Annotated in this window: 11 protein-coding genes; 3 read left to right on the top strand and 8 right to left on the bottom strand. The window is 40.5% G+C overall.

Going from position 1 to position 14,853, the window contains the following annotated elements; genetic code table 11:
- Nucleotides 1-84: 84 nt before the first annotated feature.
- On the top strand, nt 85-1,209 hold the full coding sequence (locus PPA04_RS03490) for an NADH-dependent flavin oxidoreductase (RefSeq protein WP_057783319.1): 1,125 nt from the start codon (nt 85-87) through the stop codon (nt 1,207-1,209).
- Between the two features lie 61 nt (nt 1,210-1,270).
- Here PPA04_RS03490 and PPA04_RS03485 read toward each other — a convergent pair whose 3' ends face one another.
- Nucleotides 1,271-2,506 (bottom strand): DUF2075 domain-containing protein, encoded by a 1,236-nt coding sequence (locus PPA04_RS03485; RefSeq protein WP_057783317.1) that lies wholly within the window; start codon nt 2,504-2,506, stop codon nt 1,271-1,273.
- Between the two features lie 75 nt (nt 2,507-2,581).
- Here PPA04_RS03485 and PPA04_RS03480 point away from each other — a divergent pair, with 75 nt between their 5' ends.
- Nucleotides 2,582-3,106, top strand: a complete 525-nt coding sequence (locus PPA04_RS03480; protein WP_057783315.1) for a GNAT family N-acetyltransferase — start codon at nt 2,582-2,584, stop codon at nt 3,104-3,106.
- 85 nt (nt 3,107-3,191) lie between these two features.
- Nucleotides 3,192-3,911 carry an SDR family oxidoreductase gene (locus PPA04_RS03475; RefSeq protein ID WP_057783313.1) on the top strand — a complete coding sequence of 240 codons (720 nt, stop codon included), beginning with the start codon at nt 3,192-3,194 and terminating at the stop codon, nt 3,909-3,911.
- A gap of 368 nt (nt 3,912-4,279) precedes the next feature.
- Here PPA04_RS03475 and PPA04_RS03470 read toward each other — a convergent pair whose 3' ends face one another.
- The 7 genes from PPA04_RS03470 to PPA04_RS03440 all read right to left on the bottom strand — a co-directional run bounded on the left by PPA04_RS03470 (nt 4,280) and on the right by PPA04_RS03440 (nt 14,205).
- Nucleotides 4,280-5,119, bottom strand: a complete 840-nt coding sequence (locus tag PPA04_RS03470; protein WP_057783311.1) for an aldo/keto reductase family protein — start codon at nt 5,117-5,119, stop codon at nt 4,280-4,282.
- A 118-nt stretch (nt 5,120-5,237) separates the two neighbouring features.
- Nucleotides 5,238-7,970, bottom strand: coding sequence for a cation-translocating P-type ATPase (locus PPA04_RS03465; RefSeq protein WP_057783356.1), 2,733 nt, complete (start codon nt 7,968-7,970; stop codon nt 5,238-5,240).
- 351 nt (nt 7,971-8,321) lie between these two features.
- Nucleotides 8,322-9,533, bottom strand: coding sequence for an ABC transporter permease (locus tag PPA04_RS03460; RefSeq protein WP_057783309.1), 1,212 nt, complete (start codon nt 9,531-9,533; stop codon nt 8,322-8,324).
- Nucleotides 9,530-10,255 (bottom strand): ABC transporter ATP-binding protein, encoded by a 726-nt coding sequence (locus PPA04_RS03455; RefSeq protein WP_057783307.1) that lies wholly within the window; start codon nt 10,253-10,255, stop codon nt 9,530-9,532. Before PPA04_RS03455 ends, PPA04_RS03460 begins: the two co-directional genes overlap by 4 nt.
- A 129-nt stretch (nt 10,256-10,384) precedes the next feature.
- Nucleotides 10,385-11,233 (bottom strand): alpha/beta hydrolase, encoded by an 849-nt coding sequence (locus PPA04_RS03450; RefSeq protein ID WP_229923058.1) that lies wholly within the window; start codon nt 11,231-11,233, stop codon nt 10,385-10,387.
- Nucleotides 11,226-12,491, bottom strand: coding sequence for a PTS transporter subunit EIIC (locus PPA04_RS03445; protein ID WP_057783303.1), 1,266 nt, complete (start codon nt 12,489-12,491; stop codon nt 11,226-11,228). The genes PPA04_RS03450 and PPA04_RS03445 overlap by 8 nt, the downstream gene beginning before the upstream one ends.
- A gap of 133 nt (nt 12,492-12,624) precedes the next feature.
- Nucleotides 12,625-14,205, bottom strand: a complete 1,581-nt coding sequence (locus PPA04_RS03440) for a BCCT family transporter (RefSeq protein WP_057783301.1) — start codon at nt 14,203-14,205, stop codon at nt 12,625-12,627.
- Nucleotides 14,206-14,853 lie beyond the last annotated feature (648 nt).

The following is a 14,853-nucleotide window of genomic DNA, read 5'->3' as shown; positions in this document are numbered from 1 at the left end:
CAGATTTGCAAGCCAAATCATACAAGTTATGATGCGTTTGAGGCTATAATAAAAGTGATTAAATTATAAAAAAGGGATGACTCTATGTCAGATTATAAATTTTTAGATCCGTTTACTTTTGCAAATGGCGCAACCGTGCGGAACCGCATTGTCATGCCACCAATGACAGAACGGAGTGCTTTCGAGGATGGCGTGGTTTCTAATGATGAGATTGAATACTATCGGAAACGAGCCGGCGGAGTTGGTATTGAGATTACGGGCTGTGCGAACGTTTCGGAACTTGGTAAGGGTTTCGAAGGTGAACTAGCAGTTAACAAAGATCAAGATGTTGCCCAATTAGCACGTTTAGCTTCAGCAATAAAGAGCCGCGGTGCTAAGGCAATCCTCCAGATTTTTGATGCTGGCCGGATGACTAACAGCGCAATTTTACGTGGTGAGCAACCGGTTAGTGCTAGTGCTGTCAAAGCATTACGGCCGGATTCTGAGACGCCACGCGAACTGAGCGAAGAAGAAGTCGAAGAAGTGATCAAAGATTTCGGTAGCGCAACAAAACGCGCAATTAATGCGGGTTTTGATGGTGTTGAGATTCATGGTGCCAATACTTATCTTATTCAACAGTTTTTCTCTCCTCATTCTAATCGTCGTCGCGATCAATGGGGTGGTACGTTGGATCAACGAATGAACTTCCCAGTAGGTGTTGTTGAAGAGGTTCGGCGCGTCGTTAACAAATATGCGCCAGCCACATTTATTGTGGGATATCGAATTTCACCGGAAGAAATTGAGAATCCAGGGATCCGAATTGCGGATACATTGGCGTTGATTCCTTCCTTAATTGAAAGTGGAATTGATTATCTTCACGTTTCGTTGAATCAGGTTTGGCAAACTTCTGCAAATGACAAAACTGACAGTCAGCCACTGATTGAAAAGATTCAAAAAGTAGTCGATCATAAAGTGCCAATGATTGTGGTTGGTCAGATTACAAAACCAGTCGAAGCCGAAAAGGTGATTGCCGATGGGTTTGAGTTTGCGGCAATGGGCCAAGAACTTATCCGGGAACCAAACTGGGTTCAAAAAGTGATCGCAGGTGATGAGGATGCCATTCGCTATGAGTTGTCACCCAGTGATCTAGAAGAATTGGGGATTACCACACCTTTATGGGAATTCTTGAATCAAGGCTTTAGCAAGACAATTCATATTACAAGTGCATAGGCTAAAAAACTAATTAGCAGAAACTTCTGTTAATTAGTTTTTTGAGTTAAAGTTGTGAAAGTCATTTTCGCAAAGCAGATTGACTCGCATAAATATACAAACCTCGAACACCACGTTTTAAGAGCACATTAAGGGTGTTCATAATAAGTTGTTTTTTGATTTTAGTGAGCTCTTTAGGATCCGTTAAATCAGCCCGTTTTTTAAAGATCTCACTATCCGTGACTTTGGCTAAATTAATCGTGACGCCATCAGTTTCCGGATCATATTCGATCGGCGGTCCCAAAATAACGCCAACATAATTCAGGTCAAATCCTTGAACCGTATAGATTGACCCAACTTCATTAATGGTTTCTGGTTTTTCGGCCCAGGACTGCCGTGAATAATTATACTGATCCCATGGCAACTTAAAGTTACCTTCTACAATATAATGTTTGCCCCCGTCTAATTTGGAAGGATAGCCAGTCGTTGAAACGATTCTGGATAAACCGACTTTTTGATTTTGTTTGATTATTAACTGGTGCATTGCTTCGGCATCGTCAAAAATCCGAAAATCGAAGTGATCGTCCCTGTGCTGTGGAACTGGGGTGAGGTGGCCATGTGTGAATTCATCGATCCAAGTGACTAGCTTGGGATCGACCTGCATTCGAAACTGATCGTGCAGGACGTATTCCTCATGCGAATAGGGCTGAACGATTTGGGATAAACGTGCGCGATCCCAGTAGCTTTTGGTTTTTAAAACTTGGTTTTCATCGAATACTAAAACTACAATTTTGCTGTGCTTGATAATTTCGACTAATTGATTTTGTTGATCAAAATTGTTGTAACGATCCGGTCGCGACAATAAAAGATGGGCTTCATCAATGATGGCAATGTCGTAAGTTAGATGATCCTTGTTGCGACGATTGATAAAAGAGGTGGGGCGATCAAAGTCCTTTTTAAACAGGTGTGGTTGCTCGCCAGCAATTTCTTGATAAACTTTCAAAATCTCGGGATGGTTCACCAGAAAAACGTTTTTTGTACCGTTTAAAGGATCGTCTACCTTGCTACGTGCTGCGGTTTGAAGATCGTTAAAGATCTGACTTAAAACAACGCTTTTACCAGTTCCCGCTTCGCCATAAATGGTAAAAACGGCATGTTTAGATTGACCAAGGTGCGCATTAATAAAAGTCATGATTTTATTTTTTAAATTAAGTTGTTCTGGTGATAATTTCTTAAATGGCGACAGTTTGTAACGCGCGTCATTGAGCTGCTTTGGCGTCAATTGAAGACCTTCTTTCTTAAAATGTCCTAATTTCATAGTAAGCCAAAAAGCGAGATCCTTCAAAGTGGTATACTTTTCACATTCACTTGATAAGGAAAGGATTTATATAGAATGTTAAAAATAGTCGCATTAAACAAAGAAAACATGGCAGATTGGGATGCTTCAAACACGCAATTTGAGCTAACAGGACGGGTTGTTCCAAGCTTGAAAGATGGGCGGTGGACAATTAAAGAAATCCCCTTTGAAACGGCCAAAGCAACTAAATTTCCCGCTGAAAAACCAGATGCTTCGTATTTAGCCGATCCACAAAAGCAGTTGTACTTTGCCTATTTGGACGGCAAAAATGTGGGTCAAATTCGAATGTTTAGGAACTGGAATAAGTTTTGCTACATTGAAAATATTGCCATTCAGGCAGGCCATCGTCATGCAGGAATTGGGCAACAATTATTTGATGCTGCTGAAAAATGGGCGCGGGATAATAAGCATGTGGGTCTTCAATTGGAAGCGCAAGATGATAATCTAAATGCGTGCCAGTTTTATCAAAAACAAGGAATGAAACTTGGTGGTGTGGATACCCTGTTTTATACAGCCAATCCTAATATCAGTGTTGCACTACAGTGGTACAAAATATTTTAATTTTATTTTAGTTGATCAATGCAAATGTTCGTAAATTAATTTTTCTTTCTTTATACTTAAGCCATTAACTGATAGGGAGAAAATAATGACTTTAAATAAGAAACGCGTATTAATAATTGGTGGGACTTCAGGATTTGGTGGTAAAGTCGCTAAACTAGCTTCTAAGAAAGGTGCTCAAGTGAGTGTTGTTGGTCACAATCAAGAACGATTAAATGAATTTTTGATTGAAAATACAGAAAAATATCCAAATATTTCTGGCAAAGCTTTTGATGCGCAAGATGCAAAATCGTTAAATTCTTTTTTTGAAGAAAATGAACCGTTTGATCATGTGATTTCCACACTCGGGGGTGCAATGGGCGGTGGCTTTTTGGATAGTTCTTTAGACTTAATTCGTAAAACGATTGAGGATAAGTTTTTTGTGAATTTGCAGGTAGCTCAAATTGCCAGTAAGCATCTTAACAAAAAGGGTTCCTTAATTTTTACATCGGGTTCAGGTGGTCACCCAAGTGATGCGTCTGGTGCGATTATTGGAAATCAAGCGATCAATACGATGGTCGCGGGCTTGGCAGTTGAATTAGCACCAAATTACCGAGTCAATGCAGTTTCACCAACTTGGACGCCAACAGGATTGTGGCGAGAACTATCAGCAAGTTCTCTTGAAACGCAAGAATCGCAGTTTGCCGAAAATGTGCCGCTAAAACGAGTAGGGACTATTGCGGAAGTAGCATCGGCTTATTTGTACTGTATGGAAAATGACTTTATGACAGGACAAGTTATGCGAATTGATGGTGGCGTGGATTTGTAAGGGTTCAAACAAAATTATTGTTTGAGGAATCTTGGTTTCAGATCTTTGATTGCTTTTTCATTGAGTTTTAGGACCGTTCGACAAGTCAAAAGGCAGATAATAAGCATGATTCCTGCGGGATTGCGATCCCGCGTCAGCTCGTACTCTTAGTTTTAATCTTTTATAGTTGAGGACAGCTCCGCAAAACAAGACCGGCAATATAAGTATGACTCCAGCAGGACTTCATCCTGCATCCGTCACATCTTTTGGTTGCTTTTTTAGGACCGCTCGACAAGTCAAAAGGCAGATAATAAGCACGATTCCTGCGGGATTGCGATCCCGCCTCCATCATGCTTATTATCTGCCTTTTACCGACTTGTCTCACGCACTTACTCGTTATGGTCCTCACCCGGCGCCGTATCCACCAAGCTATCCAACGTTTCCATATCTTCATCCGGAATCACAAAATCTAAATTAGTATTTTCCTCAATATGGGTTGGGTTAATCGCCTTTGGCAACGGCACAATATTATGCTGCAAACAGTACTTAATGGCCAACTGTGCCACCGACACATGATTATTCTTGGCAATATCTGCTACATCTTGATTATGCAATAAGTAACCCGTTGCCAATGGAGAAAATGCCTCCACCAACATGCCGCTTTGTTTGGCAAACCGCACATTACCAGTTTCCGTATACCCAATATAATACTGAAGCTGATTAACCATTGGTTCAATTTCACAGTTTTCCAAAATGTTTTTTTGATCCTGAACATTGAAGTTAGAAATTCCAATCGCCTTTGCACGACCTGATTTATAAATCTCTTCCATTGCCCGCCAAACTTCGACGTTTTCTTTAGAATAATCCGCACCCATTTCATCCCATGGCCACGGCGCATGAATTAAGAACAAATCAACATAATCCAAACCAAGGTTCTTAATGGATTCTTCGAAATATTGCAGACTTTCTTCGTAGCTCTTACTTTTTGCTGGCAATTTAGTTGTGACAAAAATTCGGTCACGCGCAATTTCGGAATCCCGAATTGCTTTACCTACGCTGTCTTCATTGCCATATTGCCAAGCAGTATCAATATGACGATAACCAGCTGCCAAGGCGTTTTTGACAGCATTGTATGTAACTTCACCATCAGGAATCTGCCAAGTACCAAAGCCAACCTTAGGAATCTTGACGCCATTGCGAAGCTCGAATGTATCAGTTAGTACGCTCATCAAACATCTCTCCATTTCGATTTCAAATTTATAACTCATGATAACACGCTTTGACTATTCGAAAATTAAATTGCGAACTAAAAACGTTTCACCAGAAATTTCTAGTGAAACGCTTTTATTAAACTCGCACTTTTTTACGCATAAAGTACTTGCGGATCTCTTCAATTAACACAAGTGGAATTGGAATGCAGACTAACAAAATCCAGTCTTGCCAGCCAATTGCAGCTGTATTGAACAATCCCTGTAAGAAGGGCACATAAATTAGTAAGGCTAGGAGAAACACTTCAAAAATAATGCCGCCCCAAATACGTCGATTACTGAAAATACCAATGCTAAAAATTGAGGAATTCTTTGTTCGACAATTCAAGGCAGCCGCAATTTGACAGAAGACAATTGCAGCTAACGTCATGGTTGTCGCTTCCTGATAAACAGAACCAGATGCTGCCAACGCCACATTTGGCCAACCGTGTTGATGGTTAACGAAGAAGTAACCCACAGTTGAAATGATGGACGCCACTAATCCATACCAGGCAAAAGCCTTCAAAATAATCCCTCGGTTTAAAAGATGAGCAGTTCGTAAACGCGGTGGCTGTTTCATAATTCCGGGTTCACTTTTTTCAGCCCCTAAGCCTAAAGCAGGTAACATATCAGTTCCAAGATCAACAGTTAGAATTTGCATAACTGTTAATGGCAAAGGAATTAAACCGCGTGAAAACAGGAATAAGATTGAAGGAGCAGCTTCAGGCATATTACTATTTAAAATATATAGGAGAAACTTTTGTAAATTGCTGTAAACGGTTCGACCTTCTTCAATTGCGGCGACGATTGAAGCAAAGTTGTCATCAGTCAAAATCATGTTGGCGGCATCTTTAGCCACATCAGTTCCTGTGACACCCATGGCAACCCCAATATCGGCTTTTTTCAAAGCAGGAGCATCATTAACACCATCACCGGTTGAAGCCACAATCTCACCGATACTTTGCAACGTTGAAACAATTCGATACTTTTGTTCAGGAGCCACACGAGCAAAAATCACTTCACCCTTTAAAGCTTCTTTAAGATCAGCAATGTGCATTTCAGCAAGTTCGTCACCTGTAATAACACGCGCTTTGTCACTAGCGACACCAATTTTAACTGCAATACTCTTGGCAGTTAATGAACTATCACCGGTTACCATGATAATACGAATACTTGCTTCATGACATTTGCGAACCGCTTCAAAAATTTCTGGACGGGGTGGGTCTTCCATAATTGTTAAGCCAACGAAGGTGAGATGTTGTTCAGCGTTTTCGATCGTCCAGTCTTTAGTATCATCAGGTAAACTATCATCAGCTGAAGCATCCCGATAGGCAATTGCTAAAGAGCGTAAACCTTGGGCCGCATATTTTTTGTCAGCTTCGTTAATTTGTTCTTTATCAGCTTCAGTAAGGGGACGCAGTTTACCATTATCTAGAATCGTGTCACTAATTGGCAGGATACCATCCAAAGAACCTTTTACACAAATAGTAGTTTTGCCATCGACATCATGAAAAGTGGACATGCGTTTCCGATCGGAGTCAAAAGGTAAAGCCCCAATTCGTGGAAACTTTTTGGATTCTGATTCAAGATTAATTCCAGCCTTTTCAGCTAAAATAACTAATGCTGCTTCTGTAGGGGTACCAATAATTTTAGGATTGTCACCAGCTACTTTTGGCTGTTCTACCTTAGTATCGTTATTCAAAGCCGCAACCCGAAGTAACATTTCTAAGTCCGGTTGGTCTGACAGATCAACATCTTTGGAATCAAGCTGAATATGACCGTTGTTCACATAGCCCTGACCAGTAACGGTATATTCATGGCTGGCTAACCAAAGGTGATTAATGGTCATTTGGTTTTGAGTCAAAGTTCCAGTTTTATCAGAACAAATGACAGTCGTTTCACCAAGGGTTTCAACACTGTTTAAATCCTTAACTAACGCATGTTTCTTGGCCATTCGAGTAACACCCTGGGCCAAAGACAGCGTAACGGTTGGTAATAGTCCTTCTGGAATAAAAGCCACAATCATCCCTAAAGCAAAAATAAATGACTTGGCCATTGGGTAATGCACAAAAAAGATTGCGGAGACAAAAAAGATGGCGCCAATTAAAATGGCAATTACCGATAATTGACGAGTTAAATGATTCAATTCGATTTCAAGGGGACTGGCTTGGTGTTTTTGATTCTGGGTTAGTTTGGCAATTTTACCAAATTCAGAGTGCATGGCAGTTGCGACCGCTACTGCAGTCGCCGTACCACTACCTGCGACAGTTCCCGCAAACACGAGATTTGCCTCTGAAAAACGACCTACACCATGTGAATATTCGGCTTGTTTACTAACAAGGACCGATTCGCCAGTTAGCGCGGATTCGTCAACTTGAAGGGAGGTTGATTTGATGATCCGGGCATCTGCAGAGATACTGTTACCAGCTTGAATAATGAATACATCGCCAGGTACCAAATCTTCCGAATTGATTTGCTTCGGTTTGCCATCTCGTAACACTTGTGCATAGGTTGGCAACATTTTCAACAGAGAATTAGTTGCTTTTTGAGCCTGATGCTCTTGCCAGTAGCTGAAAATACCATTGATCAAATTGACGGCCCAAATTGCAATTCCTAGTTCGACCATTTGCGCAAAAATCGCAATGAAACCACTGATCCAAAGTAAAATTGCCATCAAGCTTGTAAAGTTTTTCAAAAAAGCTTTAACTTGCGATTGCTTTTTGTTTCTTTGAATGGTATTTGGTCCAAATTTCTTTAGTAATCCAGCTGCTTGTTCTGAAGATAAACCGGTTTCCTTTGTATCAAAGTACTTATAGACATCATTGATATCCATAGACGCATAACGTGTTGTACTTTTTTGGTTTACTTTATCCAAAATACTGGCCTCTTTCTATCCAATTCCAATTTTAAATGCAATTCCTTGCACCGTATTAGTATAACGCCATTTGATGAAAAGCAGTTATTTTTTTGAGATATTAAGCTTGGATTTTGTTGGATTACTACATATAAGTCATGTTTTTACAGTCTCTGAGGTCTATATTAGAGTTTGAGATTGTGCTATGAAAATATGAAGCTGGAATGTAGTGGCCATAACTTCTGAACCGTTTTAATATGAAATACTATATCCCAATTATAATTTTTGAATAGCTGTCTTTCGAGAAGTTTGCTTAAGAAATTGACAAAACTAAACCTTTCGATATCTTTTCAACCCCATAATATTTAAAACTGTCAGGACAATCAAGAAACCAAACAAGACTGTTATTTCTAATCCAAGTGACGACAAACCCGCGCCACGCATCATAATTGCGGTTACTGCGTCTCCAGAATACTTAATTGGGACGATATATGAAATTGTCTTAATCCAACTAGCCATCTGATCCAACGGAATGATACCAGAAAAGAAGATCTGGGGAATGACCACTAACGGGATAAATTGCATCATCTGGAATTCAGAGCTTGCAAATGTTGATAACAGAATCCCGAAGGCTAACGCTACCAGAGCCAATAACAAATTAATCAAAATAATGCTGAACAAACTACCAACCACTTCAGCGCCAAGTAACCAAACCGTGACCAATACGATCAGCACGGTTTGAAAAATAGCTAAGATTCCGTAGCTGGCCATGTAACCAAACACAATTTCATAGCGTTTAACGGGGGTCGCCAGCAGACGATCTAGCGTACCACTAGTCCGTTCTTTGAGAAGCGCCATTCCAGAAATTAAGAAAACAAAGAAGAAAACGAAAAATCCCATCAGAATTGGCAACATCTTATCAAAAAAGCTGGTGTTAGCATCGCCGTATACATAATGGTTTGTGATTTTTGGCGTGGCCATTTTCTTAGAACTAACCTGTGCTAGTGTCACGTGATTAGATTTAGAAGTTTTAACTTTTTGATTCGTCGACTTGGCAACTTGGAACTGTAACTTTGCCAGTGCTTTGGAAGTGATTGTTAACTGGTGTCTGAGTTTGCCGATGACAGTTGTTGAGGTTTTAAGACCTGTTTTTAGCTCGGCAGTTCCTCGGGCTGTCAGGGCATTTTTAACCGCCATTTTAACCGCTGTGGTTTTAGTGGAATCAGTATTCGCATGGGTCAGTATATAATCGTTATGCTTTTTTTGAATAATGGCATCGATGTGAGTCTTTTTCAATGCTTTTTCAGCGGCAGTTTTGGAATCATATAATTTCACGTCAACATGGTTGCCTTTACCCAATTTTTTATTCATGGCTTGGGACAACGAAACGGTTCCGATTGTGACATTCGTCGTGGAATTCGATGAAAAGATGGCATTCATTAAAAACAAAATCAAAATTGGCGCCAAAAACATCAAAGCCAGTGTCCGCTTGTCGCGTAAAAGTTCTTTTAAAACCCGAATCATAATTGCAATAATTCTCATAGTTGTACACCTTCTGCCTTCAAAAATACGTCTTCGATCGAGTTCACTTGATACTGCTTTTTAAGAGCGGCAGGTGAGTCAAACGCCATAACTTTACCGTTTAAAATTAAGGCTACTTCATCAACAAGTTCCGCTTCATCCATGACGTGGGTCGTGATCAAAATACTACGATTTTCGTGACGAATTGTGTTTAATTCTTTCCAAATTTGACGTCTCAGAGCGGGATCAATGCCGCCAGTGGGTTCGTCCAAAATTAGTAGCTCTGGGCTGCCTAATAAGGCGATTGCCAAAGATAAACGCCGCATCATGCCGCCAGAATAACTGCTAACGCGTTTATTTAAGTCGGTGGTTAAATCAACAACCTCTGCGACATGGGCAATTTCAGCATGAATTGTCTGTTTTTTTAGACCTTTCATTTGTGCAAAAAACATCAAGTTTTCTTGACCACTCAATGATCCATAAAGAGCGTCCGTTTGGGCCATGTAGCCAATGCGAGACAAAAGCTTTCGGTTGGGCATTACCTGATTAAAAACGGTGGCGGAACCACCATCGGCAACCTCCATTCCCAGAGTAGTTTTGATGATGGTGGATTTACCGGCGCCTGAGGGTCCGATCAAACCCACAATTTGTCCTGGTGAAACCGTAAAATTAATATCTTTTAAAACGGTTTGTTTGCCAAATTGTTTGACTAAATGATTAAGTGAAATACTTGTAGATGACATTGAAGAGTCCTCCTTTAGGCAGGTGAGTAATTACTCACCTTTCTTCAAAAATGATTATAGCCGGTTCTATTTTTAAAGTCAATATAGAAAAAATCCTCACAGCTATTCAATAGTTATGAGGATTTCAGTTTAATGTTGCACATTAATATCTGGTTTTTGTTTTGTACTGGAAATATTCAAGACGTACTGTTGGATTAAGCTGACGATCTCCCCATTTTGGGGCAGATCATGATGGGTCGTGTCTTCACCAGTTACGGTAATTTGAGTGTAATTCTTTGCCCGTTTTTGGAAAATATATTTACCGGCTTCCACACTCGCAAACGGCACCGTTCCGTCATTGTTGTAGTTTTCCGTGCCGGCCACGGAATACATGACTAAATTGGTTGGGATCTTACTATTATCCTTAATTAAATCTGTCAACATTTGGGTACGTTTATCAATGTTTGTTTCCGAGAAATTATAGGGTGAAGCAATGGTCATCAATGTGTTAATACGCATTTTTTGTTGGTTAAAATATTTTTCTAAATAACGGGTTAAAACTAGACCACCATTGGAATGACCAATTGCAGAAAAGTGATTAAATCGGTATTTGGCACTCAAAATGGTCATGGCGTGGCTAAACCATTTAGCCTGTTTTTTAATATTTGAGTAGCCATCATGGTTATTTTGAAACGCAATGACAATGTATGGATGGCTTTTGCCTGGTTGAAAAGTGCCACTATATGAAAGGTGGTTATCCGTATGAACAGTTACTTTTAATAAACTACTGGATGTTTTGGTTTTACCATTCAGTTCATTGACCATGGCATCAAAGCGCTCTTGAGTTGCACTGCTACCGGGTACCAAAATAATTGGTGAGACGCGTGAATTTGCTGATGGAATGGCATTGCGCATGTTTTGGTGGGTCCATTGCAAACCGAAAACGGCCATGAAACCCAGTAATACAAATAAGATTAGTGGACGAATCCATTTAAGCATGAGACTCATCTCCGTTTCTTTCTGGCAATTGATCAATCAAAGAGACGAATGGGTAATAAATTAAGCTTGATAGGATCAAACCGATTAAACTGACAAAAAGGGCGCCAAAGTTTCCGTTTGTTCCTAGAAAGGCTCGTAAAATACTTGGTGTTGCATATGGAATTACGTAGGCCGCAGCCGGGACGAGATGTGTGATAATGGCTAAATAGCCAATGCTCATACTGACAAACGGAGCGACTAAAAACGGAATTAAGAAAAGCGGATTAAACAAAATGGGAATGCCAAACATGAGTGCTTCGCTTTGATCAAAAACAGTTTGGGTTATGGATAAACTGGCCACCAAACGGGCGCGTTGATTTTTAACTCGAAGGAGGATAGCACCGGCCAGTGCCAGTAACATGCCGTTTCCGCCCAACGCCCCATATGAGTCGTACAACGAATGTAACGTGATTGGATAAGGAATGTTCCAGAGATTATGATGTTGGGCAAGATACGTTAAATTGGCGGTCTCTGATGAAAAATGATTGCCGATTGTGGTGGTGAAATCATTAATGATGCCAAAAAAGTGGCCGAAATTGCTAAGCAGAGTTGCAAAAGTAATTTTCCAAAAGGTTGGATGATTTCCAGTTTGTAAGAAGTTTTGTACTTGTTGCGATATGTAATTAGGAAAGAGTTGTGTTTGGTAGACCGTGAAGCTGATGCCACCAATTAAAATGATTAAGAGACTGAAAATCACAATGAGATGAGTAGTCGCCCAGTAAGTCACGGTTAATTTAAGTGAAGATCTTTTGGCAAGAAAACTGTATCCATATCCAGTAAACAGGCCAATCAAAATCGGGATGAGTAAATTACCCGCAACGTCAGTGATTTGTGGCAAATCAAGATTGGGTGCAGTTTCAACGATGAGCAAGAAGTAAATAAATAAACTCGTAATGCCGGCTAAATGTTCATGAGATAGCTTTGCGCGTAATTCGAAAAGATTTTCGGCCGTAAAAAAGGCCAGTAGTAATGAAATGGTGATAAAAGTCAGGTCATTTGTGGATTTGAGCAGATATGAGATGCTGTTAAATCCAGGCAAATTGGTGTGCAGATCCCAGATGACTTCTAAAATACCATTACGATGGAAGCAGGTTTCAAAAATAATGTGAAAACTAACACCCACAAATTCTAGCGGGAAAATTAGCCATAAGGCCGAAAGGATTGCCCGATAAAAATTCATTTTATACAATTTTCGTGTCACAATTAATAATTGCTTCATTGCGAATCACTCCCCCGTGAGCTTTCCTTGATTATACAACATCTAGATTGGTTTTGATGAGTGGTAGAAGGGATTAAGTGATATTTAGACGACAAAAAAACCAGCAACTAATTTAATTGCTGGTCTTTTTCAATTAATCACTCAAATAACTCTCTAAAGTGACTTGAACGTGTTTACGTTTACGGACAATTTCTGGTGTGACATGTGGCAAGAATAGCACAGTCTCTTTCTTTGCTTCCGTAACCTTTTGGTCTTGGTGAATCATCTGCCAAAGGGATAATAATAAGAGGGCACAGACCGCGATCAATGGGAATCCCGCGATAGAACTAATTGCTTGGACCGTTTTAAAGCCTCCGACAAATACAATCCCAAACGAGAAGATAATGAAGACAATTACCCAAATTAATCGGTTAAATTGACTAGGTTGCTCGCCAGGTGCCAAATGTTTACTTGTAAATGACGACACGATGAATGCCGATGACGAAATGGTTGTGGCCAAAAAGATAAAACACGAAATGCTGTAGATTACTAACATGATCATCTTTAATGGTAAAGTGCTGATTACGGCCGCGATGGCAGCTGCTTGTCCTTGGGTGTTCAAAATATGAACAAGGTTGATTACCCCAGTTTGTTGTAGATAAAGTGAGTAACCACCTAAAATAGCGTAGAAGCTCATGCAGCCAAGGGCACCGTAAGTCAGCATGCCGACAATTACCTGACGAATGGTTCGACCACGAGAAATACGGGCGATAAATAAGCCCATAACCGGCATATAGGATAACCACCAACCCCAATAGAAAATTGTTTCTTGTTGAGCAACTCCAGGTTTACCGTTGGTTGTGGTGCTAGCACTCATCGTTATAAACTTTTCAACCATTAAACGTAAACTGTTACCTTCATCACGGAAGATGGTTAGCGTTGGGCCGATAAATAAAACAATGAGTAAGAAACCAATGGCAGTCCAAATATGGGCAGCACTAAGTTTATCAATCCCACCTTTAATCCCGTGAAATACGGTAACAGCAAAGATGACAAACAAAATTAAGAACATAAAAAGTTTTAAGAGTAAATTATCGGGAATTCCAGTAATTTGATTAATGATTTTTGAAAGAACCGGAATTTCCATGCCGACGGATGAACCAATGCCACCCATGATCCCAAACACAACCAAAAAGTCGATGATTTGACGAATAATTTTTTTGTAGTGTTCAGGTCCTTTTAGAAATGAAATAGCGGCACTAATCCGCATGACCCGTACGTTACGAACGTACATAACGTAAGCAATGGCAATGGTGGCAGAAGCAAACATCATCCACGCCATGGGACCCCAGTTGAACTGACCCAACATGTGAGCATCACCGTAAGAGGCGGCAGAATAAGGCTTGTCACCAAAAACGGGGCTTTGAACGTAGCGTAAAGGGTCAACCATACTGAGCATGAGAATGCTGGCATCGATGGCGGTGGCAAAAACCATGCTACCCCATTGGAAGCTACTGTACTCGGGTTTGTCATTGGCGTGACCAAGTTTGATTTTACCAAAATGACTGAAGGCAAGGTACATGAAGAATACGAAGTTAATGATGTAGATGCCAAGGTAAGCCCAGGACATGTGAGCGGTGATCCCGTTCATGACGTCGCTGAGAACGGCACGAAGTTGGGAACCGCCAAGAATGAGTCCAATGGAAACAAGGGCGAAGAGACTAACGGTTGGAATAAAAACGGTTTTATCGATATTACTGTGGTGTAAAATAATGATCCTCCTAATATATAAGTGAGTGTAGGGAGGCGATTAGTATTGAATGTGTAAGTGCGCCGTTAGCGGGAAGAATTCCCGCGCTAGGCGTGTTTACATATTCAAGGCTGCCTCCAGGAACTGTCCTAAGAAAAAGTGAGTGTAGGGGAGCGACTATGTTTTGTAAAATAAGGGCGCTGTAGGCGGGATGAAATCCCGCGGTAAGCGTACTTATTTTACAAGTCATGCTCCCAGAAACTGTCCTAAAAAAAAGTGAGTGTAGGGAGGCGATTAGTCTTGAATGTGTAAGCGCGCCGTCAGCGGGAAGGATTCCCGCGCTAGGCGTGTTTACATATTCAAGGCTGCCTCCAGAAACTGTCCTAAGAAAAAGTGAGTGCCAAGAGGCGTTAAGTTCAAGAGATATAAGCGCGCCAACAGTGGGATAAGGGCCCGCACTAGGTGTGTTTATATTTTTTGAACTGCCTCTTGAAACTGTCCTAAAACAGCAAGAAAAGTAATAAAAAAATTGAATTAACTAAAATCATTGAAAAACAAGTGAAAATAAAAACGAGGTTAAAACGGTGTTCTGAAAACTCCTGAAACTGAACAAGCAAGTTTTCAAAAATAAAA

The organism is Pediococcus parvulus, assembly GCF_007990205.1.
Lineage (GTDB): Bacteria > Bacillota > Bacilli > Lactobacillales > Lactobacillaceae > Pediococcus > Pediococcus parvulus.
This window is presented reverse-complemented; position numbering and strand designations above follow the sequence as displayed.